The organism is Rhizobium sp. Leaf371 (genome assembly GCF_001424045.1).
Lineage (GTDB): Bacteria > Pseudomonadota > Alphaproteobacteria > Rhizobiales > Rhizobiaceae > Ferranicluibacter.
In genome coordinates, this window is record NZ_LMQB01000027.1 from 210727 (window position 1) to 233840 (window position 23114).

The following is a 23114-nucleotide window of genomic DNA, read 5'->3' on the forward strand; positions in this document are numbered from 1 at the left end:
ATTCTCCGATATTGGCTGCCAAACGCGACTGTTACGCGTTTTCACGACGGCGATCACGATCGCGATCGCGATCACGTCCGCCACTACCCTGACTGTCACTCTCGCTCGCACGGCGCTCGGAGGCCATCGGATCGTGCTCAAGGATTTCGCCCTTGAAGATCCAGACCTTGATGCCGCAGATGCCGAATGCCGTCACAGCTTCGGCAACACCGTAGTCGATGTCGGCGCGGAGCGTGTGAAGCGGAACGCGACCTTCGCGATACCATTCGGTTCGTGCGATTTCCGCGCCACCCAGACGGCCGGCGCAGGTGATCTTGATGCCTTCGGCACCCAGACGCATGGCCGACTGCACCGAACGCTTCATTGCACGGCGGAAAGCCACGCGGCGCTCGAGCTGCTGGGCGATCGACTGTGCGACGAGCGTCGCGTCGACTTCCGGCTTGCGCACTTCAACGATGTTGAGATGCGTTTCCGAGTTCGTCATCTCCGACAGCTTGCGACGCAGCTTTTCGATGTCCGCGCCCTTCTTGCCGATGATCAGACCCGGGCGAGCCGAGTGGATCGTGACGCGGCACTTCTTGTGCGGACGCTCGATGACGACCTTCGAGATGCCGGCCTGCTTCAGTTCGTCCATCAGATACTTGCGGATCTTCAGGTCTTCGTGCAGCAGCTTGCCGTATTCGGCATTGTCGGCGAACCAACGGCTATCCCAGGTCCGGTTGATACCGAGACGGAAACCGATTGGATTGATTTTCTGGCCCATTATGCGGCCTCCCCTTTGGCTTCCACTTCACGAACAACGATCGTCAAGTGCGCAAACGGCTTTTCGATCCGCGATGCACGGCCGCGACCACGGGCGTGGAAGCGCTTCATCACCATCGACTTGCCAACGAAAGCTTCCGCGACGACGAGCGAGTCGACGTCGAGGTCGTGGTTGTTCTCGGCGTTTGCGATGGCCGATTCCAGGGTCTTCTTGACCGTGCCGGCAATGCGCTTGCGGGAGAATTCAAGTTCGGCCAGAGCGCGGTCGACCTTCTTGCCGCGGATCATCGCGGCAACGAGGTTGAGCTTCTGGGGGCTGACGCGGATCGTGCGCGCAACAGCCTGCGCTTCATTATCCGCCAGCCGACGTTCGGCTTTTGCCTTGCCCATCGTTACTTCCTCTTTGCCTTCTTGTCCGCACCGTGACCGTAGTAGGTCCGGGTCGGAGAGAATTCACCGAACTTGTGACCGACCATGTCTTCATTGACGCTGACGGGTACATGCTTGGAACCGTTGTAGACGCCAAAGGTCAGACCGACGAACTGCGGCAAGATGGTGGAGCGACGGCTCCACATCTTGATGACCTCATTGCGCCCGCCTTCGCGAACCTTCTCAGCCTTCTTGAGAAGATAGCCGTCGACGAACGGACCTTTCCATACTGAACGAGCCATTTATGACTACCTCTTCTTACTTCTTGCGCTGGTGGCGCGAACGCATGATGAACTTGTCGGTCGACTTGTTCGAACGCGTGCGCTTGCCCTTGGTCGGCTTGCCCCACGGCGAGACCGGATGACGGCCGCCCGAGGTGCGGCCTTCACCACCGCCGTGCGGGTGGTCGACCGGGTTCATGACGACGCCGCGGTTGTGCGGGGTCTTGCCGCGCCAGCGGGTACGACCGGCCTTGCCGTCGTTAATGTTGCCGTGGTCCGGGTTGGACACGGCGCCGATCGACGCGAGGCAGCTCGCATGAACCAGGCGCTGTTCGCCGGAGTTGAGGCGCAGGATCGCCATGCCCTGGTCGCGACCGACCAGCTGCACGTAGGTGCCTGCCGAGCGCGCCATCTGGCCACCCTTGCCGGGCTTCATTTCCACATTGTGGATGATGGAGCCGACCGGGATGAACTGCAGCGGCATGGTGTTGCCGGGCTTCACGTCGACAGCCTTCTCGGAGGCGATCACCTTGTCGCCGACAGCGAGACGCTGCGGAGCGATGATGTAGGCCTGCGTGCCGTCTTCGTACTTTATGAGCGCGATGAACGCCGTACGGTTCGGATCGTATTCCAGACGCTCGACCGTGCCGTCCACGTCGAACTTGCGACGCTTGAAGTCGATCAGGCGATAAGTGCGCTTGTGACCGCCGCCGATGAAGCGGGCCGTGATGCGACCAAGGTTGTTACGACCACCACTCTTGGTGAGACCCTGTGTCAGCGCCTTGACCGGCTTGCCCTTGTAGAGCGAAGACCGATCGACGATGACCAGCTGACGCTGGCTCGGGGTCGTCGGATTGAAACTTTTCAATGCCATTTTCTTGTTCCCTTTTGGGTCCTTACCCGGGGGTTATGAAACCGCTCTGGGTTTAACCTTTAGAGTCCGGTGGAGACGTCGATGGACTGACCGTCAGCAAGTGTGACGATCGCCTTCTTGACATCCCGCTGCCGGCCAGCGAAGCCACGGAAGCGCTTGAGCTTGCCCTTGCGGAGAAGCGTGTTCACTGCCGTAACCTTGACGCCGAACAGAGCTTCGATCGCAGCCTTGATCTCGGGCTTCGATGCGTCCTTGGCGACGTTGAAGATGATCTGGTTCTGTTCAGAAACCAGCGTGGACTTTTCTGTGATCGACGGAGAGAGGATCACATCATAATGGCGAAGATCCGTCACTTGAACCGCTCCTCCAGAGCCTCGATCGCATCCTTGGAAAGCACGAGCTTGCCGCGGCGCAGAATGTCGTAAACGTTGATGCCCTGGATCGGCAGAACGTCCACGTTCGGGATGTTCTTGGCAGCGAGCTTGAAGTTGTTGTCGAGCTCGGCGCCGCCGATGATCAGTGCGTTGGTCAGGCCGAGCGATGCAAATGCACCGGTCAGGGCCTTCGTCTTGGCTTCAGCCGCAACCAGGCTGTCCACGATGATCAGCTCGTCGGCCTTCATCTTGGCCGACAAAGCATGACGCAGGCCGAGGGCGCGAACCTTCTTGGGAAGGTCGTGCTCGTGGCTGCGCGTGACCGGGCCATGAGCCTTGCCACCGCCGCGGAACTGCGGAGCGCGTGCGGAATGGTGACGAGCGCGGCCCGTACCCTTCTGCTTGTACATCTTGGCGCCGGTGCGGGAGACTTCGCCGCGCGTCAGGGTCTTGTGCGTGCCCTGCTGCTTCTTGGCGAGCTGCCAGCGAATGACGCGGGCGATCAGGTCCTGGCGAACGTCCAGGCCGAAGATGGCGTCCGACAGGGAAACCGTGCCTGCGTCCTTACCATCCAGTGTGGTGACGGTGAGATCCATTATTCGGCTCCCTCATGTGCTGCTGCGCGGACGCCGGCCGGACGCGGCGCGTTTTCCGGGATGCCGGCCTTGATGGCGTCGCGGACGACGATCCAGGAGCCCTTGGAGCCGGGGACGGCGCCCTTGACGAGGATCAGACCGCGGTCTTCATCGGTGGATACGACTTCGAGGTTCTGGGTAGTGATGCGCGTCTGGCCCATGTGACCCGCCATGCGCTTGCCCTTCCAGACGCGGCCCGGATCCTGGTTGGAACCGGTCGAACCATGCGAACGGTGCGAGACCGACACGCCGTGCGTTGCACGCAGACCGCCGAAGTTGTGGCGCTTCATGGCGCCGGCAAAGCCCTTACCGATCGAGGTGCCCGTCACATCGACCAGCTGGCCGGTGACGAAGTGGCTTGCCGTCAGCTCGGAGCCGACGTCGATCAGGTTTTCCGAGGTGACCCGGAACTCGACGAGCTTTGCCTTCGGCTCGACGTTTGCAGCGGCAAAGTGGCCGCGCATCGCCTTCGGCGTGTTCTTGACCTTGGCCTGGCCTGCGCCGAGCTGCACGGCGACGTAGCCGTTCTTTTCTTCCGTGCGCTGGCCTACCACCTGGCAGTTTTCCATCCGCAACACGGTCACTGGAATGTGCTCGCCGGCGTCGTTGTAGACCCGGGTCATTCCCACTTTCTGTGCAATCACACCTGAACGCATCGGTTCATTCCTCTTCAGAGTCCCTGTCGGGGAAAACCCCTTCAGCCTCTTTGTTCAAGGCTTCCATCCGGCATTCGCGCCATTGGTCACCCGTTTCTGGAAGTCGTTGGACGGGATGTCCACGTACCTTCCTTGTTATATCCACCCGGTCCGAAGCGTTCCGGGAGGGGCCTTTAGAGCTTGATCTCGACGTCGACGCCGGCGGCCAGATCGAGCTTCATCAGGGCGTCGACCGTCTGCGGGGTCGGATCGACGATATCGAGAAGACGCTTGTGCGTGCGCATCTCGAACTGTTCGCGGCTCTTCTTGTCGACGTGGGGCGACCGGTTGACCGTGAACTTTTCGATGCGCGTGGGCAGCGGCACGGGACCACGGACGCTGGCGCCCGTACGCTTGGCCGTCGACACGATTTCGCGCGTGGAGGCATCGAGGATCCGGTGATCAAACGCCTTAAGGCGGATGCGGATATTCTGGCCGTTCATTCGACTAGTCCTTTTTTCCGTATGGGCAACTGGCCATACGCCAAATCTTCAATTGTTACGGTCGGCCGCGTCTTGTCAAAAAGCGCAGGAACCGGGTTGTTAACGCCCGGTCCCTGCTAGGTCAACGGCCTAGCCGCTGATTACTCGACGATCGAAGCCACGATGCCGGCGCCGACAGTCCGGCCGCCTTCGCGGATTGCGAAGCGCAGCTTTTCTTCCATCGCGATCGGAACGATCAGYTCGACGGCAACGGTGACGTTGTCGCCCGGCATGACCATTTCCGTGCCTTCCGGAAGCGTGACGATCCCGGTCACGTCCGTCGTGCGGAAGTAGAACTGCGGACGGTAGTTCGTRAAGAACGGCGTATGACGGCCGCCTTCTTCCTTCGTCAGGATGTAGGCTTCGGCCATGAACTTCTTGTGCGGCTTGACCGAACCCGGCTTGCACAGGATCTGGCCACGCTCGACGCCGTCACGGGTGACGCCGCGAACGAGTGCGCCGATGTTGTCGCCGGCCTGGCCCTGRTCGAGCAGCTTGCGGAACATTTCGACGCCGGTCACCGTGGTCTTCGACGTCGCGCGGATGCCGACGATCTCGACTTCTTCACCGACCTTGACGATGCCGCGCTCGACGCGACCGGTCACGACCGTACCGCGACCCGAGATCGAGAACACGTCTTCAATCGGCATCAGGAACGGCATGTTGATCGGACGCTCAGGCGTCGGGATGTAGGCATCGACAGCGGCCATCAGCTCGCGGATCGCGTCTTCGCCGATCTTCTTGTCCGAATCTTCAAGAGCGGCCAGAGCCGAACCCTTGACGATCGGAATGTCGTCGCCGGGGAAGTCGTAGGACGACAGAAGTTCGCGAACTTCCAGCTCGACGAGCTCGAGAAGCTCGGCATCATCGACCTGGTCGACCTTGTTGAGGAACACGACGATCGCGGGAACGCCGACCTGACGGGCCAGCAGGATGTGCTCGCGCGTCTGGGGCATCGGGCCGTCGGCCGCCGAGCAGACCAGGATCGCGCCGTCCATCTGGGCAGCACCGGTGATCATGTTCTTGACGTAGTCGGCGTGGCCGGCGTGATCGCTGCCGTCAGCGACGTCTTGCCATGGTCGACGTGACCGATCGTTCCGATGTTCACGTGCGGCTTGTTGCGTTCAAACTTGCTCTTTGCCATGGGTCTGTTTTCCTGTGATCAATGAGATACGGCCCGGCAGGCCAGTATGCCGCCGGCCGGTTTGGGGAGGCGTTTAAGGGTTTCGAAAGAATTGCGCAAGGCCTATTTGCGCGGGAGGGAAAGGCCATCGTCTCGCCCGCGGGATGCGGGCTTTCAGCGCTGTAAATGGGGGCATCGAAAAGGGAATGCAATGCCGCTGCCGGCGCGCTCGATCACGCCTACGCTTTCCCCTGAAGAGCGGCTCGTCGTGTCGAAGAGCGCGACCGACGATCAGGACGGCGTTTCGCGCGCACCCGCATTGCGGTCATCGTCCTATAAGACATGTCGGATGATAAAAGCTGGAGCGGGTAGCGGGAATCGAACCCGCGTATTCAGCTTGGAAGGCTGCTGCTCTACCATTGAGCTATACCCGCGGGGGTCTTGATCCGTGCGACAGAATGGTGGAGGGAGTTGGATTTGAACCAACGTAGGCTGAGCCAACGGATTTACAGTCCGTCCCCTTTAACCACTCGGGCATCCCTCCAGTATTCCGTCGGGATCAAGCGACCAGTCCGATCTTCGGAAGCGGCTGTTTGTGCCGCCCCTTGATCTGCGCCGGGTATATGACCGCCCCGTTTCCTCCTGTCAACACGACGTCCGCAGTTTTTTCAAAAGTTGGAAATCGTCCACAGGCGCGGGTGGCCACACGTCGGCACTCGGGTGCGATGCCTGCGGGAAAATGGTTTCCCTGCCAGCCCTTGCCCGATATAAAGCCGGCATGAGCAAAGATCCTTCCGGCGACAAGAGCGCCAAAGACACCCATTATGCAACGCTGCGCCGGGCGCATCGCGATCAGAAGCGCGAGCGCGGCGAAATCCCGACGCCCGCCGAAGATCGCCGCCGCCAGAAAGCTGCGGCCGCCGGCGCAAAGGGGGAATGGCAGGCACCGCCCCTCGCCCCCGATCAAGTCCAGCTTTACGGGATCCACACGGTCAAGGCGGCGCTGGGCAATCCGGAACGCAAGATCGTCAGTCTTTCAGCAACGCTGAACGCGCTCGTGCGCCTCGACATCAAGGATACCGAGTCCCTGCCCTTTCCGGTCGAGATCGTCTCGCCGCAGATGCTCGACAAGATCCTCGGGCCCGATGCGATCCACCAGGGCGTCATGCTGGAAACCAAGCCCTTGCCCGTACGGCGGCTTTCGGCGCTGAAGGACAGCCCGCTGATTCTCGTTCTCGACCAGGTCACCGATCCGCACAATGTCGGCGCCGTTCTGCGCTCGGCCGTCGCCTTCGATGCCGGCGCCGTGATCACGACGATGCGGCACAGCCCGACCGAGTCGGGCGTGATGGCGAAATCGGCGTCCGGTGCGATGGAACTGATCCCCTATATCCAGATCACCAATCTCGCAGAGGCGCTCGAAGAACTCCACGGCCTCGGCTTCCAGTCGATTGGCCTTGATTCGGAAGGTCCGGCACCGCTGGAAAAAACCTTCGTCGGCGATCGCGTCGCACTGGTGCTCGGCGCAGAGGGCAAGGGCCTGCGCCAGAAGACCCGCGACACCGTCTCGGCGCTCGCCCGGCTCGACATGCCCGGCGCCATCAAATCCCTCAACGTCTCCAACGCCGCCGCCATCGCCCTCTACGCGGCGCGCGCCCATCTCAAACGCTAGCCGGGCGCGACCGCCAGCATTTCTTGCTTTACACGCCGGAGGAATATGCTAATTCCTCCGCTGCTGCCCTTATAGCTCAGTTGGTAGAGCACCTGATTTGTAATCAGGGGGTCCCGGGTTCGAGTCCTGGTGGGGGCACCACAATTTCAGGCACTTAGGTCGCCTCGTCAGGGTAACACACTGATCCTCAAAAGCCTCCGGGTGATAACCCCGATAGGATCATGCCATGCGATTGGCTTTCTGGTTCTAACCCGTATCGATTTTCGGATGCGTCAAGATCGGTCCGTCCCTAAGGGGGTCCGACGGCCGAAAGGTGACCGTAGCCGACATCCGACGGATGAAGGCGGAGGCCACAGCGGCCGTGGTGCCGGCAGCGCGAGACAGCGAAGATCACCACTGGCGTGCGACGCCATTGCAAACGGCTTGCCTTCAGCGCAGGGTAAATCTTCTGCAGCAGATTTCGCGGGCGCTGCCGCTTAAGGGCTAAACGCCTTGGCCCCAAATTGAGGAGGACGCCATGTCTTCCAAAAAGCCGTCCATCCAGCATTCACACGTCTTCGCCATCGACGAATGGGGAGGCAAAGCCGCCTATCGAAGCCTGTCTCCGAGAAGTCATGAGGCGTTCGATCATACTCTCTCGCCATTGGCAGGGAGGCGCTACTTCAAAATGCGCCGGGTGCTGCTCGTCGTGGTGGAGTGCCTCATGCTCTTCGGATTGGCGATCGCCCTGCTTCTGGCCGTGATCTAGAGCGGGTTTCTGTCTTCGGTCCAGCCGCCGAGCCTCGTTCGCCGGACAGGCCGGAGCCAGAAACGAAAAAAGCCCCCTCGCCGGTCAGGGCAAGGGGGCGCAGTTATCGGCAGATCATTACGGGGTGGCAACCAAAAGTGCGGCAGAGGTCGCCTCACCGTTGATGGTTTCGATCTCGTAGAGCGGGGCGCTTGAAAAATGATCCTGATCGCACCTGCTGACGATCGCGGATAACATCGCCTGCGCCAGAGACGTGCGAAGCGACGTCGTGCTGTCAGAGCCCCGGGAAACCGAAACAGTAATCTTATCACCCTGAAGTCGTTGCACCCTCCAGACGAGGCCGTAGCTCGGGGCGCCTTCAAGAAGGTAATTTCGGCCACTGACAAAGAGCGCGCCGTTCCGGTTGCACGCGCCCAGTGCCGGAACGATCCCTCTTTCCATGATGGCGAGATCTTCAAGGGTCAAGCGCTCTCGAAGCTTCAAAAGCACCTGCTGGCTCTCTGTCACACGGAACTCTGCATTGGCGGAATGAAACCACAGCACGCACATGACGAAAGCCATCGAACTCCGGAAAATGAATATCATCAAAACCTCCCAAGTTACTGTCCTGATCCTTCCAGCGACACCAACTCCACCGTGACCAATATCTTTCTAGATTTCTCCGCACGCAAACAGTCATACATATCTGGAGCGCGTTGTTGGCAAGATCGCAAAAAGACGTAGAGAACGCGGTTCGCCAGAAGAGCTAGGTCTTAAGGTCGGCCGCTCCCATCCGGTGATTTAGGAGCAAGGGGCGTCACGCTTGTTTCACGCGCAGGATCTATGAATCGGTGCTAATGCAGCGGTATTTTGTAAGAATACTATTTTCAGCTGCCCGATCTGCAGGTGATATTTCGATCAAGAGCGCCCCGATCTGTCTTAAACAGGTCGAGGCTTTTCCTGATTCCAAGGGAGCGAAATTCGTCGCGGCGCGTTGGCCGGGATGTCGAAACGTCAAAAGCGGCAGCAGAATACGCCTTCGCAGCCTGCCACACTGCGCGAAAACACCACCGATTAGGTACGCTACGCCTGCACACTCAGGCTTTTGGCCGTATCGACATATAAGCGCGCCTTAAGATAGCGTCCTGAAAAATAGGACATGTATCGACGTGCAAGAACTTGAACCCCATCGGCCAACAAGCCCCACCAGCCTGAATTACCGCATCGACGTTTTCCATCGGGGTCGGTATCTCGCGACATCGGTCATGGAGGCATCGGATCTGCGCCTGCTGCTTGACGTCAGCGGTCACCTGCACGTCGCCACCTTCGAAGCATGGGTCGAAATGATCGTGATCGATGCGGATCAACCGCAATTCACCCTCGATGCGAAGGGCACCGTCACGTACCGTGTCACGCCGGTGGCGGAGCGGGCGACACATGATGGTCGCTCAATCCACTGAGATCGTCCGGCCTTGTGCCGGAGCCTCAGATAATGGCGAGGGTGTCGGCATCTGCTCTCGGCTCGAAGCGGGCATGCGCGTGATACAGCTATTCTCGGAGCGTATCGGCCACCAGCGCATTGGCGTGACCATGGCCGAGGCCGTGCTCAAGCTTGAGCCAAGCGACCAGTTCCATGTGCTTCTTCCCGCTTTGAGCGCGGATCAGGCTTTTCCACTCCGCGATCGGTCTTCCATATTTGGCTTCGATCGAAGGAAAATACGACGCAGGCCCCTTTACAGAATCTGTCGGCATGGAAACTCCCAGACGATGATCGCTTCAGATGATCACAATATCACGAAGGTCCGCCGTGTCACTCACGTCCCCGCCGCTCAGAACCGGTGATAGCCCATCAAAACGGCCGGCGAGTGGCGCATGTCGCATTTGCGGCGAGAGCAATCTGCACCGACGGCGCGACGTCCGCGAATGTGCTTCAGTCAGGCACAACAGTGTCCAGGCAATCGAAAAGCCCCACCGGCCAATCACGGCTGACGGAGCTTCTGCTTTTTATCCGGGTTCTCCCCACCACCTTATGCGGCGGTGATCGCTTTTTCGATGTCCTGGATCGAGTGACCGGTCAGGTCTTTGTCCAGCTCTCCGACGATGACGTCCGACAGAGCCTTGTGATAGCCCTTCCGGAGCTCGCCAAGGGTGCGGGGTGCGGCGATGATCACCAGGTTTTTAATTTTGCCGTCGAGAACCTGCTTGTTCAGCAAATCGATCACGCCGGCAGAAAAACCGTCTTCGTCCTGTTGCCCGTCGCTCGGGTTGGCCGCGCTGCTGGAATGGCGTCCGCCCGATGAAATTTTCGAGTCGTCGATATCCGGAGCCGGCATCGCCTTGAGTTGGATGCTGGATGGCTGGCCTTCGTTTTTGAACAAAGCAAGCTTCTTTCCATCCGCCACGGCGACGACTGCATTCTGAGGAAGATCCATTGAAAACTCCGTTGGGTATCACGCTTGGAACGACGGGTCTGTCGTTCGCATACCCGATAGAAGCCATCGAGCCGGCTTTTCGTTCCACCCGCGCAGGCGATGTGAGCCACCGATCCGAAGGTTCGGCGAAGCAGGACGGCCCGCAACAAACTTGATTGACGCGCTCATCTTTATCCTTTAGCAACGCCTGAACGACCATGTAACGCCAGATTGGTCGGGGCATGCATGGGGGTGCGTGCGGGAGGAAGACGGCATGAGCAACCGTTTTCGAAGGAATTCAAACCCATGCGCTTCCTCAGATCAGCCGTTTTGACGACGGCCTTTGTCGCATCCGCCTGGACAGGCCTTGCTGCCGGCACGGCCGTTGCCACCGATTATCCCCTCGTCGTGACCGACCTCTCGGGCCGCGAGATCACGATCCCCGCGGAACCCAAGCGCATCGTGGTGCAGGACGGGCGCGATCTCTTCGCGCTGGCGCTGCTCGATCGCGCGGACCCCTTTGCGCGTGTCGTGGCGTGGAACAACATTCTCTCCCGCTCCGACCCGGCGTCTTGGGCCGTGTTCCAGAAGCAGTGGCCGGAAAGCTCGGCAAAGCCGATCGACATGAAGTTCGGCGACGAGGGTCAGGTGAACCTCGAGCAGGTCGCCGCGACCAAGCCGGACCTCCTCGTGTTCCAGACGCGCGTGCGGCAGGCGCTCGACGATGCCGATCTCTTCAACCGGCTGGCGAAGCTCGGCATCCCGATCCTCCTGATCGACACCGAGCTCGAACCGACGGTCAATGCGCCGAAGACCGTCGATCTTCTCGGAAAGGTGCTGAACCGCGAAACGGAAGCCAAGGCCTTTACCGATTTCTACGCCGAGCGACTGGCGAAGGTACAGGCCGGCTTTGCGGGCGCTGAAAAGCCCAAGGTCTTCGTGGAGGCCAAGGCCGGGCAGAAGGGCCTCGACTCCTGCTGCTTCACCCATGGCGACGTCTACTGGGGCAAGATCGTCGCAGACGCCGGCGGCATCAATCTGGGCGCGCAGCTCGTCAAGGGGCGCACCGGCGACGTGACGACGGAAACGCTGATCGCCGAAAAGCCGGATGTTTTCCTCATGACCGGCTCGCCCTTCTCCAACGAAGGATCGGTCTCCCCCGCTTTCGGCCTGAACGCCGACAAGGCGGCTATCGAGACGTCCCTCAAGACATTGTCGGCGCGCAAGGGCTTCTCCTATATCAAGGCCGTGGAAGACAATCACGTCGTCGGCCTCTACCACCAGCTCTATGCGAGCGCCTGGAACATCTACGCCGTCGAATACCTCGCCAAGGCCTTCTATCCCGATCGTTTTGCCGATCTCGATCCGGATGCCGATCTCGCCACCATCGTCGGGACCTTCACCGGGCTTCCTAAGGGCCTGACACCGGTCTATGGCGCAAAGGCTGCGCCGACGAACTGATCGGCGACGACCGACAGATGACGACATGCCGACGGGCCGCCTTCCGGCCCGTCTTCACAAGAGGCGGCCCAAGAGGGGACACACCCTTGCGGGCCGAGACATGGCAGAGAACGATTTGGCATTCCCCCTGACGGAAACCGGACGACCGGACAGCGCCGAGGCCCATTACGGCGCCTCGGTGATGCGGCGCGTGCTGATCATTGCCGCCCTGCTCGTCGTGCTCGCCTGCGCCTTCATTGCCGACATCGCCATCGGCTCGGGAACGCTCTCGCCCGCTGACGTTGCGAACGTGCTTCTGTCACCCTCGACAGCCGATGCGAGCAGCCGGTTCGTCGTCTGGGAGCTGCGCATGCCGATGACGCTGATGGCGCTTGTCACGGGCGTCTCGCTGTCGCTCTCCGGCCTTCTCATGCAGACGATTCTCGACAATCCGCTGGCCGAGCCCTTCACGCTCGGCGTGTCCTCGGCCGCGGGTTTCGGCGCCGCTTTGTCGCTCGGCTTTTCCGTGTCGCTGACATCCGCCATGCCATGGATGCCGCCCGAACTGCTGACCGCCGCCAACGCGTTCCTGTTCGGACTTCTTGCCACCGGGCTCGTCCTTGCGCTGACGCGCGGCGGTACCAGCGTCCAGGCCATCACGCTCCTCGGGATCGCCCTCCACTTCGTGTTCTCCTCCCTCCTGTCGCTCGTTCAGTACATGGCGAGCGTCGATCAGCTGCAGAGCATCGTCTTCTGGCTGATGGGGTCGCTGCAGCGCGCGACCTGGCTGAAAGTGTCGATCGCGGCCGGGCTTTGCGCCGTCGCCCTTCCGATCGTGCTCCTGAATGCCTGGGCCCTAACCACCATCCGCTCGTTCGGCGAAGAGGCGATCGTCTTCGGCGTGCGCGTCCGAGCGATCCGGATCATCATGCTGACGATCTCGGCACTGCTGGCGGGGGCTGTCACGGCCGTCGTCGGCATCATCGGGTTCATCGGACTGGTCGGCCCGCACGTGGCACGACTTCTGGTCGGCGAGGATCATCGCTTTACCATTGCCGCCACGGTGGCGGTCGGCGGCGTCTTCGCGGTTCTCGCCTCGCTTGCGACGAAAGTGATCGTGCCCGGCGCCGTGCTGCCGCTCAGCATGGTGACCTCGCTGACCGGGCTGCCCTTCTTCATCTTCCTTGTGCTGCGCCAGTCGCGGAGCACGGGCACATGAGTTTCTCCGTCAAAGACTACGGCGTCACCATCGGCACCCGACCCGTGGTGCAGGATGTCTCCTTCGACGCGAAAGCCGGCCGGATACTGGCCGTTCTCGGACCGAACGGCGCCGGGAAATCGACGCTTCTGAAAGGCTTCTGCGGCATGCGGCCGGCCAAGGGCGGCGTTCGGCTCGATCATGCCGATCTCCTCGCCCTGCGCCCGATCGAACGGGCCCGGCAGGTCGGCTATGTCGCGCAGGATCTGGCCCAGCTCGATGTCGCCCTCGATGTGTTCGAACTGCTGCTCTTGGCACAAAGCGGGGGACGACGCTCCTGGCGGGCACCGCCGGAGGCGTTTCGCCGTGCCGAAGAGACGCTTGAGACCTTGGGACTGTCGCGCTTTGCCCGGTGTCGCCCCGGCCAGCTCTCGGGCGGCGAGCGACAGATGATCGGCCTCGCGCTGGCCCTGGTGCGCCGGCCACGCCTGCTTCTTCTCGACGAACCGACCTCCGCGCTCGATCTCGCCAATCAGTTGCAGATCCTCGATGCCGTTGCCGAGCACACCCGCCACTACGCGGTCGTCACGCTCGCCGTCCTGCACGACCTCAATCTCGCCACCCGCTACGCCGACGATGTCCTGCTCTTGAAAGACGGCCGCGTCCACGCATCCGGTGCGACCGACACGATCATGGATCCGGCGACGATCTGCGACGTCTACGGCGTGCAGTGTCATCCCCTGCCCGTTCCGGGAACGCGCTACACCGCCCTCTACCCCGTTGCCCGAGCACAGCGTGTGCCGTCGCCGGCGCAATAGCGGCGCGTCGCTTTCGCTCGCAAGCTTCGCTTCAGCCAAGGCGCTTAAGCTGACATTCGCAAGTGGGAGAGACGAGTGGCATCGGACGATATCTGGCGGACAGCTTGGGCCATTGTTGCCGAGCATATGACACGGGGCGAGACGGACCCGACCAAGATGGTCGCGGACGGCATTCGGCGCGAGCGTGCGGGCTGGCTTGCCGCCCGGGATACGGCGATCGTGATCCGGACCGCAGAGCCACGACATGACGAGCGTCATGCCGATCGTCAGAGCGTTGAGCGGATCGGCACCAACTAGACATTGGGGCACGGGGCATGCCAGCGCCCTGCCTGCCGACATCGTCTCGCACCAACGCGGCCCGCGCCGCGTGGTGCCATCGGCTGTCACCTCTTTTCCCCCCATGAATGTCGATTTTCACGCACATCCTCTTGAAGGCTCACCCGTCGCTGGTAGGTTGCAGCAGCCGTGCGCTCGAGGCAGCGGCGGCTTTTGTGAACATCTCCATGGGGCATTGCATGATGAAATTGGGTGGACTGGGTGCCGTGTTGCTGGCTGCGGTCGTGATGTCCGGGTGCGCCCCGACAAAGCCGCAGTTCGACGTCGCTGTGGAAACGATGAAAGGCAGCAAGAAGGCGCGTGACAAGGTCACGACAGACTGCATTGCCAAGTTCAACAAAAAAGGCGTCGAGGGTGCCGCACTGGTGCTGGACGTGCCGGAGAGGGACGCCAAGCGGGTCGCGTGCCAGCGCATCGTCGCCGCCATGACGGATGGCCGCCTGAGTTACGAGGATCTCCAGGCCATGATGCGCGGCAAGCCGACCCCGAAGATCGTGCGGGTGATGCAGGGGCGCTGACGGCCGACACTCAAGACGGTTCGGTAAACGCCGCTTCACCGGACCGTCCGCCTTCGGCAGTCTTGCCCTGCGGCAATCCCGAAGCGGATACCGGCCCGGCTGCCGATGTCTTCGGCCCGCGCTGGTTGAGAGGGGATCGGAGGATCGTCGGGAACGTTGTGGGGATGTCCTCGTTAGCGTCGGAACGCTTCGAAGGAGACACCCATGTCCGATGCCAAAAGACCGACCCCACCCCATCCCGAACAGCAGCAGGCGCCTCCCGGCCTCACTCGGCTCATGGACCCTTTGCCGGATCATGGCGAGAAGACCTATAAGGGCAACCATCTTTTGAGAGACAAGGTCGCGCTGATCACGGGCGGCGATTCGGGCATCGGGCGCGCGGTCGCCATTGCCTATGCCCGCGAAGGGGCCGACGTCGTCATCTCCTATCTCAGTGAAGACGAGGACGCGGAGGAAACCGCCAAGTGGGTTCGCGAGGCCGGACGCAAATGCGTGGTGGTTCGCGGCGACATCCAGTCGGAAAGCCATTGCATCTCGCTGGTCGATCAGACGGTTCGCGAGCTTGGCCGCATCGACATTCTCGTCAACAATGCCGCATTCCAGCGCACCTATGCCGATATTGCCGATATCACGGCCGACGAGTGGGATACGACGTTCCGCACCAATATCTATGCCTCGTTCTTCCTGGCGAAAGCCGCGGTGCCGCACATGAAGCCCGGCAGCGCCATCGTGAACACGACGTCGATCCAGGCGAAACAACCCTCGCCGCAGCTTCTCGCCTATGCGTCGACCAAGGGCGCAATCCTCAATTTTACCGCAGGTCTCGCAGAGATGCTGGCGGAGAAGGGCATTCGCGTCAATGCCGTCGCGCCCGGCCCGATCTGGACGCCGCTCATCCCCTCGACCATGCCGCCGGAGAAGGCAGCCCAGTTCGGCAAGCAGACATTGCTCGGGCGTGCGGGCCAGCCGGCCGAACTCGCTGGTGCCTACGTACTGCTCGCCTCCGAACTCGGCAGCTACATGACCGGTGCCGTGGTGCCGGTGACCGGCGGCGAGATCATGATCTAGCCGATTTGGAACCGTCCATACGGCAACGTGGGACCTTCGCGTGTCCCGCCTTTCGACAGGACACTGCGCGCTTTCCGAGGCGCGCGGTGTTTTCTTATGCGCTCTTGCTCACCACCTCGAACCAACAGCACGCGCGCCTGCGTCGGCGCTCTCCGCCGCGGCTTTCTTTTCGCTATCCCTTTCATACAGCGAGATTTTATGCATGATGGCGCTCGGCCGGCCACGGCCCCGGTCGCCTCGGCGGCTTGTCCAGACAATGGCAAGGCACCCTATGCTACGCACCTTCGAGACGATCGCCTTTGCACCATCGCAGGCGGAAGAAGCGCAGAAAGCGGCAGCCGAGCTGACGGCCATTTATGGCAATGCGGACCCGGAAGCTGCAGACGTGATCGTGGCTCTCGGCGGCGATGGCTTCATGCTTCAGACGCTTCACCAGACGATGAACACCGGCAAGCTGGTCTACGGCATGAACCGCGGCTCGGTCGGATTCCTCATGAACCGCTACAGCACGGCGAACCTGCGGGAACGGCTTCAACATGCGGTTGAGAACGCCTTCCGGCCGCTCGAAATGCAGACACGCGACAGCGAAGGCCGCACCTTCAGTGCGCTCGCCATCAACGAGGTCTATCTCTTTCGGCAATCCTACCAGGCTGCAAAGCTGCGGATCACGGTCGACGGGCGGGTGCGGCTGGAAGAGCTGATCTGCGACGGCATCCTTCTCTCCACCCCTGCCGGATCGACCGCCTATAATCTCTCCGCCCACGGCCCCATCCTGCCGCTCGAGGCACCGCTGCTTGCGCTGACACCCGTCAGCCCCTTTCGGCCCCGGCGCTGGCGCGGCGCCTTGCTGCCCAACAAGGTCACGGTCGAGATCGACATTCTGGAGACGGACAAGCGGCCGGTGAATGCCGTGGCCGACCATATCGAAGTCAAGTCGGTGGTGTCCGTCCGGATTGCCGAATCCGAGGAAATGACGGCGCGAATCCTTTCCGATCCCGACTATTCCTGGTCCGACCGCATTCTCGCGGAGCAATTTTCCAACTGATTCGATTCGAGACCTTTTTTATGGCAGGCTTACAAAGTCGAGCGGAATCAGTTTTAGGGCGAGGTCGTCTGGTGATGCGAACGTGGAGGATGGTCCTGCTTGCCGGGACTGCGACCGTCTTTTCGGTCACGGCCTTGTCGGTCACGGCGCGGGCCGACGATGTGCTTCCCGCAAACGTGACATTCGTTACCAGTTCCGGCTTCTGGGAAGACAGCGGCGACGTCTCGCGCAGCCCCGATCAGGGCGCAAAGGCGCCTGTCACGGCTGAGGCCGCGGGTTCCGCGCAGAAGGGCTACTACAAGCTGATCGCCTTGCGGCAAGCAGACGGCACGGCGCATATCGTGCTTCAGCAGATCGCACTCGATCCTGCGGGCCCGCGGATCGTGTCTTCGACGGAACTGGACGAGTTTTCGAAGATGAAGGCCTTCGTGACCGACATTCGGCCGGAGACATCGGACGGCGTCACGCAGCAGCCCGGATTGTTCGCGACCGTCTATCTCCGCACCGATCCGGCCGCAACCGATGTCGAGACCTGGACCGTGCTGATCGACGAGTTCGGCGACATCCGCATCGAGCGCGAATCGAATTAGGCCTTCGTCATCGGGGCTGCGCGGCAAAAGCGGCCGCGCTTTCACGCGACCGCAGAGTTTCAGTTCAGATCGTCGACCGTTGCATCGGCGCCGCCGTTCACGCGGTGCGCGAGGGCTGCTTCCATAAAGTCGTTCAGTTCGCCGTCAAGCACGTCGGAGGGTGCCGTGCTTTCGACGCCGGTCCGCAGGTCCTTGACCAGCTGGTAGGGCTGGAGAACGTACGAGCGGATCTGGTGACCCCAGCCGATCTCGGTCTTCGACGCAGCCTCCACATTGGCCGCTTCCTCGCGCTTTTTCAGCTCGGACTCGTACAGGCGTGCCCGCAGCATGTCCCAGGCCTTGGCCTTGTTCTTGTGCTGCGAACGCTCCTGCTGGCACTGAACCACGATGCCCGAGGGCATATGGGTGATGCGGACGGCGGAGTCGGTCGTGTTGACGTGCTGCCCACCAGCGCCGGACGAGCGATAGGTGTCGATGCGGCAGTCGCTCTCGTTGATGTCGATCTGGATCGAGTCGTCCACGACCGGATAGACCCAGACGGAGGAGAACGAGGTGTGACGGCGGGCGTTGCTGTCATAGGGCGAGATACGGACGAGACGGTGCACGCCCGATTCCGTCTTCATCCAGCCGTAGGCATTGTGGCCCTTGACGAGAAGCGTCGCGGACTTGATGCCCGCTTCTTCCCCGTCATGGATTTCCATGAGCTCGACCTTGTAGCCCTGGCGTTCGGCCCAGCGGGTGTACATGCGCAGCAGCATGTTCGCCCAGTCCTGGCTCTCGGTTCCGCCGGCGCCCGAATGCACTTCCAGATAGGTATCGTTGCTGTCCGCTTCGCCGGAGAGCATGGCTTCCACCTGGCGGCGGGCCGCTTCGGTGCGCAGCCCTTTCAGCGTCTCCTCGGCGTCTCGGATGATGTCCGCATCACCCTCTTCCTCACCGAGTTCAATGAGTTCGATGCTGTCCTTCAGCTGCTGCTCGAAGGCGCGCACGCTGCTGATGCCTTCGTCGAGGCCCTGGCGTTCGCGCATCAGCTTCTGGGCTTCCGCGGCGTCGTTCCACAAGCTCGGATCTTCCGCCTTGTTGTTCAACCAGTCCAGTCGTCTTACCGCCTGATCCCAGTCAAAGATGCCTCCTCAGCAGGCTTACGGCCTGCTTGATCTCGTCGACGATGTTCTCGATTTCGTTACGCATTGTCTCTTTTCTTCAAGGTCTTGGTCGTGTCGTGCGGAAATGCCTGCCCGTGAAATAGCGACGCCCGCCGCCGATGTAAAGGCAGCGGGCGGTTTGCAGATCGGGCTTGCTAGAACAGGCCGTTGGAGCCGGAGGTCACCGCCTGGTTCGCCTGGGGCGAGGTCCGCAGGATCTCTTCCGGCGGCACATAGGCGTCGGCGCCACCGATGACCGAGAAGGTCGCGGCTGGGCCGGTGCCGGGCTTGAAGGCCTCGATGATCGTGTCGGGATCGCCTTCGGCCGCGGCCATGCCGGTCTTGCGGTCGACGGGCACGAGGCTCATGCCCTCCGGCGGAATGAACTTGGTCGGACGGGTTCCAGCTAGCGCTGCCTGCATGAACTCGTTGAACACGGGTGCTGCCAGACTGCCGCCGGTGCCGCCACGCCCGAGCGGCGCGGGATTGTCGAAGCCGAGATAGAGGCCCGCGACGAGATCCGGCGTGAAACCGACGAACCAGGCGTCCTTCTCGTCGTTCGTCGTCCCGGTCTTGCCGGCGACGGGTCGATCGAGCGTGATCTTGCCGGCCGCGGTGCCCCGCTGCACGACGCCTTCCATCATCGAGGTGATCTGGTAGGCCGTCATCGGATCGAGCACCTGCTCGCGGTTATCGGTCAGGGTCGGCTCGTCCTGCTCCTGCCAATCGGCGGCATTGCAGGTCTCGCAGGTCCGCTCTTCATGGCGGAAGATGGTCTTGCCGTAACGATCCTGGATACGGTCGATCAGCGACGGCTTGATCTGCTTGCCGCCATTGGCGATGACCGAATAGGCCGAAACCATGCGCATGACGGTGGTCTCTCCCGAACCGAGCGACATGGCGAGCACGGGCAGCATCTTGTCGTAGATGCCGAAGCGCTCGGCATATTCGGCGACGAGGTTCATGCCCATGTCGTTGGCTAGGCGCACCGTCATCAGGTTGCGCGACTTTTCGATGCCGAGGCGGAGAGTGGATGGGCCGGCCGAACCGCCGCCGTAGTTTTCCGGACGCCAAACCTGGCCGCCGGTCACGAGTTCGAACGGCGCGTCGAGAATGACGGAGGCCGGTGTGTAGCCATTGTCGAGCGCTGCCGCATAGACGAAGGGCTTGAAGGACGAACCCGGCTGGCGCATGGCCTGGGTTGCGCGATTGAACTCCGACTGGCCGTAGGAGAAGCCGCCGACCATGGCGAGAACGCGGCCGGTCTGCGGGTCCATGGCAACGAGGCCGCCCTGGACCTTCGGCGGCTGGCGCAACCGATAGTCGCCGTCCGTTTCCAGCGGCTGGACATAGATCACGTCGCCCGGGCCGACCACGCCTTCCGGCGAGCGCGCCGTGCGGCGATTTCCGTCGGTCGAGCGATAGGCCCACTGCATGTCCTTGGCCGAGATATGGCCCTTGATACGGTCGGGACCGACCTTGCCGGCGCCGTCCTTGGACGGCTGGATGCCGATATCGGCGCCCTTCTCGTCCACCGCGAGCACCACGGCGAGCTTCCATTCCGGCACGTCGGAGAGCGCTTCGAGCTTGCCGAGGGCAATGCCCCAGTCGCCGCCGATCTCGATGCTTTTCAGCGGACCGTGGAAACCGCGACGCTCGTCATAATTGACAAGACCATCCTGCAGCGCCTTGCGGGCTTCAACCTGGATTTTGGGGTCGAGAGACGTTCGGACGGAGAGGCCGCCTTCGTAAAGGGCATTGTCGCCATAGCGCTGGATGATCTGGCGGCGGACTTCCTCGGCGAAGTAGTCGGACGCAAAGAGGTGCGAGCCACCGCGGCGCACGGTGACGCCCAGCGGCTGGGTCTTCGCCTCGTCGCCGTCGGCCCGCGTCACATAACCGTTCTCGACCATGCGATCGATCACCCAGTTGCGGCGCTCAAGCGCTGCGGCCTCGCGACGGAACGGATGATAATTGGAGGGGCCCTTCGGCAGAGCGGCGAGATAGGCCGTTTCGGCAATCGTCAGCTCGGTGACCGATTTGTCGAAATAGGTGAGGGCCGCACCGGCGATGCCATAGGAGTTCAAGCCGAAAAAGATCTCGTTCAGGTAGAGCTCGAGAATCCGATCCTTCGAATAGGCCTGCTCGATACGGAAGGACAGAACGGCTTCCTTGATCTTGCGGTCGATCGTCTGGTCGGCGGACAGAAGGAAGTTCTTGGCGACCTGCTGCGTGATGGTCGAGGCGCCGACCGGACGGCGGCCGGAGCCCATGTTCTGGACGTTGACGAGGATCGCGCGGCCGAGACCCATGAGATCGACGCCGGGATGCTGGTAGAAGTTCTTGTCTTCCGCCGAGATGAAGGCCGCCTTGACGCGGTCGGGAATAGCCTGGATGGGCAGATAGAGGCGACGCTCGCGGGCATATTCCGCCATGAGTTCGCCATTGCCGGCGTGCACGCGGGTGGTCACGGGAGGCGCATAGCTCGCCAGCACCTCGTAATCCGGCAGGTCCTTGTTAAGATTGCCGAGATAAAGTGCCGCTGCCGCCGCCGCGATGAGGACGAGGAAGGCGCCGGCGCCGAAGAAGTATCCAATCAGTCTGATCATCGGTTGGCTACCGGTCCTTTGTCATCGCTATCGAATGAAAGGCAGCGTTGTCGCCGCATCTTTCTGCATGTCGTCATCACGGTGCAGGACACCGGCCCGGACGTTATCGCCGAGGGACTGCGAGCCCGGCTCGCATCCGTTTCGAGCCAAGGCGCAGCGGGGCATACGACCCGGATCGACGCTGCATGTCTGCGCAGCCCGTGCCCGATCTGCGGGCTTCCGCCGACAGACACTCACGGCCCTGCCCGCGATTCCCATATCGTCGACTTCCCCCTAGGGGATAGCGACGGGAATGTGAGGAAAATAGGGCTCTTGGCCGAGTTTACCCTGTTCCCCATGCGGAAGCCACCGCGTCTGTGGCCCGGGCGACACGAAATTCTGTCAGTCGTCCTGAATTTTCAGGTGGCTTCCGATGTCCAATGGTCATTTGGAAGCGCCCTGTGCCCGGAGCGATCAGCCGCCGTCGGCCAGGGCGCCGCCGCGATAACGCCGCACGGCGGCAGCGATGCGCTCGGATACCTTCTTGCGCCAGGCCGGATCGACCAGCAGCTTCTCGTCCTCCTTGTTCGACATGAAGCCGAGTTCGAGCAGGATGGATGGCACATCCGCCGCCCGCAGCACCTGGAAGCCCGCGAAGCGGTGGGGATTGTTGATCAGGTTGATCTGCCCCTCGAAGGACGTGATGATCGAGCGGGCGAGATTGACGGAAAAGGCCTGGGTCTCCCGGCGCGTCAGGTCGATGAGGATATCCGCGACCTCGGCCGGCTCGTCCGCCAGCGGCACGCCGGCCAGCTGGTCCGACAGGTTCTCGCGTTCCGCCAGACTTGCCGCCAGATGGTCGGAAGCCTTGTCCGAGATCGTGTAGACGGTGGCGCCGCGGATATCGTGCTGCTTCAGCGTGTCGGCATGCAGCGAAATGAAAAGCTTCGCCTGTTTCTGACGGGCAATCAGCACGCGCTCCGAAAGCGAAAGGAATTCGTCGTCGTCGCGCGTCAGCACGGCCCGGATGCCGGGTTCGCGGTTGAGCGTTTCCGCGAGCTCCCTGGCGAAGGCGAGCGTCACCGCCTTCTCCTCCATCTTGGTATCGACGCCGACGGCGCCGGTATCGATACCACCATGGCCGGCATCGACAGCAATAACGAACGCGCCGGGGGCCGGAGCCGGTTCATCGACCCGCGCCGCCTTCGTCAAAGCGACGCTGCCGGTCCATGTCTGTTCGGTCAGAAGCTGGGCGAAGCGCTTTTTGTCGATCCGCTCGGCATCCAGAACCAAGCGGAAGCTCTTGCCGCCATCATCGGTCTTCACGTCCGCGACGGTGATTTCGACCGGCTTCGTTGCCGTGAGGACGATGCGGGCGCTGCTGGCGCCCATGGCGCCGAAGCGAATGTCCTTGAAAAGGCCCCTCGCCTGCGCGTCCTCCGGTTTGACGCCGAAAGAGGTTTCCGGAAGATCGACGATGACGCGGGGCGGATTGTCGACGTAATGGACGAAGATGTCCGGCTTGCGGTCGAAGTCGACGACGACGCGGGTCCGGGCGTCGTCACCGGCGATGCGCATGCCATAGGCGAGAAGCGGGCCCTGCCCCGCGACAGGCTCCGCGCGAACGGGCTCGGAAACGCCCAGGATCAGAACACCCAGGATCAGGACGACGCCGGCCAGAAGCGGTGACAGGCGAGAGAGCGACCGCAGGGACGATGCCATGCGCGGACGGGCCTGCCGATCGGAGCCGGCTTTCGCCGTCCTCGTCATCGTCGCCGTTTCCTGCCGTGACGTCACCGCCAAAATCATCCTCCCGGGTCTCTCGTCAAGGTCGCGCGCGCGCAGCCCATCCGGCCCATGCCGCATCCCTGCAAAGCCTGGACGGAAGGCCGATGCGACGCGACCGATCCGCATCCTTGCCGCACGAAGGTTAATCAAAACTTACCACCGGGATTGCACGCCC

General features: G+C 62.1%; 25 protein-coding genes, 3 tRNA genes and 1 pseudogene. 12 read left to right on the forward strand and 17 right to left on the reverse strand.

Annotation, left to right across the window (positions count from 1 at the left end; genetic code table 11):
- Positions 1-31: 31 nt before the first annotated feature.
- The 11 genes and pseudogenes from rpsC to ASG39_RS19370 form a co-directional block, all read right to left on the reverse strand.
- Positions 32-763, reverse strand: a complete 732-nt coding sequence (rpsC, locus tag ASG39_RS19320) for a 30S ribosomal protein S3 (protein ID WP_062468290.1) — start codon at positions 761-763, stop codon at positions 32-34.
- The gene (rplV, locus tag ASG39_RS19325; protein ID WP_062596581.1) at positions 763-1152 is read right to left on the reverse strand and encodes a 50S ribosomal protein L22; all 390 of its coding nucleotides are present in this window, start codon (positions 1150-1152) and stop codon (positions 763-765) included. Before rplV ends, rpsC begins: the two co-directional genes overlap by 1 nt.
- Before the next feature lie 2 nt (positions 1153-1154).
- Positions 1155-1433 (reverse strand): 30S ribosomal protein S19, encoded by a 279-nt coding sequence (gene rpsS / locus ASG39_RS19330; protein ID WP_056335754.1) that lies wholly within the window; start codon positions 1431-1433, stop codon positions 1155-1157.
- Between the two features lie 16 nt (positions 1434-1449).
- The gene (rplB, locus tag ASG39_RS19335) at positions 1450-2286 is read right to left on the reverse strand and encodes a 50S ribosomal protein L2 (protein WP_062596582.1); all 837 of its coding nucleotides are present in this window, start codon (positions 2284-2286) and stop codon (positions 1450-1452) included.
- A gap of 59 nt (positions 2287-2345) precedes the next feature.
- Entirely contained in the window at positions 2346-2639 is a 294-nt protein-coding gene (locus ASG39_RS19340; protein ID WP_062468296.1) for a 50S ribosomal protein L23, read from the reverse strand.
- Positions 2636-3256, reverse strand: a complete 621-nt coding sequence (gene rplD, locus ASG39_RS19345) for a 50S ribosomal protein L4 (RefSeq protein WP_062596583.1) — start codon at positions 3254-3256, stop codon at positions 2636-2638. Before rplD ends, ASG39_RS19340 begins: the two co-directional genes overlap by 4 nt.
- Complete coding sequence (rplC, locus tag ASG39_RS19350) at positions 3256-3951, reverse strand: 50S ribosomal protein L3 (protein WP_062468299.1); 696 nt, start codon at positions 3949-3951, stop codon at positions 3256-3258. Before rplC ends, rplD begins: the two co-directional genes overlap by 1 nt.
- 173 nt (positions 3952-4124) lie before the next feature.
- Complete coding sequence (gene rpsJ / locus ASG39_RS19355) at positions 4125-4433, reverse strand: 30S ribosomal protein S10 (protein ID WP_003507767.1); 309 nt, start codon at positions 4431-4433, stop codon at positions 4125-4127.
- Between the two features lie 140 nt (positions 4434-4573).
- Positions 4574-5616: pseudogene (gene tuf / locus ASG39_RS19360) on the reverse strand (elongation factor Tu).
- A 339-nt stretch (positions 5617-5955) separates the two neighbouring features.
- A tRNA-Gly gene (locus ASG39_RS19365) sits at positions 5956-6029 on the reverse strand.
- A gap of 25 nt (positions 6030-6054) precedes the next feature.
- A tRNA-Tyr gene (locus tag ASG39_RS19370) sits at positions 6055-6139 on the reverse strand.
- Positions 6140-6373: 234 nt separating this feature from the next.
- On the opposite strand from ASG39_RS19370, the gene ASG39_RS19375 reads away from it, so the two are divergent.
- From ASG39_RS19375 to ASG39_RS19385, 3 genes are all read left to right on the forward strand, one after another.
- On the forward strand, positions 6374-7267 hold the full coding sequence (locus ASG39_RS19375) for an RNA methyltransferase (RefSeq protein WP_062596584.1): 894 nt from the start codon (positions 6374-6376) through the stop codon (positions 7265-7267).
- A 65-nt stretch (positions 7268-7332) separates the two neighbouring features.
- Positions 7333-7408, forward strand: a tRNA-Thr gene (locus tag ASG39_RS19380).
- A gap of 376 nt (positions 7409-7784) precedes the next feature.
- Positions 7785-8015, forward strand: coding sequence for a hypothetical protein (locus tag ASG39_RS19385; protein WP_062596585.1), 231 nt, complete (start codon positions 7785-7787; stop codon positions 8013-8015).
- 117 nt (positions 8016-8132) lie between these two features.
- Here ASG39_RS19385 and ASG39_RS19390 read toward each other — a convergent pair whose 3' ends face one another.
- On the reverse strand, positions 8133-8600 hold the full coding sequence (locus ASG39_RS19390) for a hypothetical protein (RefSeq protein ID WP_062596586.1): 468 nt from the start codon (positions 8598-8600) through the stop codon (positions 8133-8135).
- A 563-nt stretch (positions 8601-9163) separates the two neighbouring features.
- Between ASG39_RS19390 and ASG39_RS19395 the strand changes: the two genes are divergently transcribed.
- Positions 9164-9454 (forward strand): hypothetical protein, encoded by a 291-nt coding sequence (locus ASG39_RS19395; RefSeq protein ID WP_156468203.1) that lies wholly within the window; start codon positions 9164-9166, stop codon positions 9452-9454.
- Between the two features lie 88 nt (positions 9455-9542).
- Here the strand turns inward: ASG39_RS19395 and ASG39_RS23495 are convergent, their stop codons facing one another.
- A complete protein-coding gene (locus tag ASG39_RS23495) occupies positions 9543-9746 on the reverse strand; it encodes a DUF4287 domain-containing protein (RefSeq protein ID WP_082477374.1) in 204 nt (67 codons plus the stop codon).
- Positions 9747-10021: 275 nt separating this feature from the next.
- Positions 10022-10426 (reverse strand): host attachment protein, encoded by a 405-nt coding sequence (locus ASG39_RS19405; RefSeq protein WP_062596589.1) that lies wholly within the window; start codon positions 10424-10426, stop codon positions 10022-10024.
- A 285-nt stretch (positions 10427-10711) separates the two neighbouring features.
- Between ASG39_RS19405 and ASG39_RS19410 the strand changes: the two genes are divergently transcribed.
- The 8 genes from ASG39_RS19410 to ASG39_RS19445 all read left to right on the forward strand — a co-directional run bounded on the left by ASG39_RS19410 (position 10712) and on the right by ASG39_RS19445 (position 17418).
- A complete protein-coding gene (locus tag ASG39_RS19410; protein ID WP_062596590.1) occupies positions 10712-11866 on the forward strand; it encodes an ABC transporter substrate-binding protein in 1155 nt (384 codons plus the stop codon).
- A 115-nt stretch (positions 11867-11981) separates the two neighbouring features.
- Entirely contained in the window at positions 11982-13064 is a 1083-nt protein-coding gene (locus ASG39_RS19415) for an iron ABC transporter permease (RefSeq protein WP_162242457.1), read from the forward strand.
- Positions 13061-13861 (forward strand): ABC transporter ATP-binding protein, encoded by an 801-nt coding sequence (locus ASG39_RS19420; RefSeq protein WP_062596592.1) that lies wholly within the window; start codon positions 13061-13063, stop codon positions 13859-13861. The genes ASG39_RS19415 and ASG39_RS19420 overlap by 4 nt, the downstream gene beginning before the upstream one ends.
- A gap of 75 nt (positions 13862-13936) precedes the next feature.
- Complete coding sequence (locus ASG39_RS19425; RefSeq protein ID WP_062596593.1) at positions 13937-14158, forward strand: hypothetical protein; 222 nt, start codon at positions 13937-13939, stop codon at positions 14156-14158.
- Between the two features lie 107 nt (positions 14159-14265).
- Positions 14266-14715 carry a hypothetical protein gene (locus tag ASG39_RS19430; protein ID WP_132533389.1) on the forward strand — a complete coding sequence of 150 codons (450 nt, stop codon included), beginning with the start codon at positions 14266-14268 and terminating at the stop codon, positions 14713-14715.
- Positions 14716-14919: 204 nt separating this feature from the next.
- Entirely contained in the window at positions 14920-15783 is an 864-nt protein-coding gene (locus ASG39_RS19435; protein ID WP_082477376.1) for an SDR family oxidoreductase, read from the forward strand.
- Between the two features lie 271 nt (positions 15784-16054).
- Complete coding sequence (locus ASG39_RS19440) at positions 16055-16828, forward strand: NAD kinase (RefSeq protein ID WP_062596595.1); 774 nt, start codon at positions 16055-16057, stop codon at positions 16826-16828.
- A gap of 89 nt (positions 16829-16917) precedes the next feature.
- Positions 16918-17418, forward strand: a complete 501-nt coding sequence (locus tag ASG39_RS19445) for a hypothetical protein (protein ID WP_062596596.1) — start codon at positions 16918-16920, stop codon at positions 17416-17418.
- Between the two features lie 59 nt (positions 17419-17477).
- Here ASG39_RS19445 and prfB read toward each other — a convergent pair.
- The 3 genes from prfB to ASG39_RS19460 all read right to left on the reverse strand — a co-directional run bounded on the left by prfB (position 17478) and on the right by ASG39_RS19460 (position 22921).
- Positions 17478-18609 (reverse strand): peptide chain release factor 2 gene (gene prfB / locus ASG39_RS19450; RefSeq protein WP_132533393.1). Its coding sequence is split into 2 segments (ribosomal slippage): positions 17478-18539 and positions 18541-18609, totalling 1131 coding nucleotides; the frame shifts between segments, so codons are not numbered across the junction.
- 109 nt (positions 18610-18718) lie between these two features.
- The gene (locus ASG39_RS19455) at positions 18719-21172 is read right to left on the reverse strand and encodes a penicillin-binding protein 1A (protein ID WP_062596598.1); all 2454 of its coding nucleotides are present in this window, start codon (positions 21170-21172) and stop codon (positions 18719-18721) included.
- A gap of 453 nt (positions 21173-21625) precedes the next feature.
- Positions 21626-22921 (reverse strand): N-acetylmuramoyl-L-alanine amidase, encoded by a 1296-nt coding sequence (locus tag ASG39_RS19460; protein WP_244481274.1) that lies wholly within the window; start codon positions 22919-22921, stop codon positions 21626-21628.
- Positions 22922-23114 lie beyond the last annotated feature (193 nt).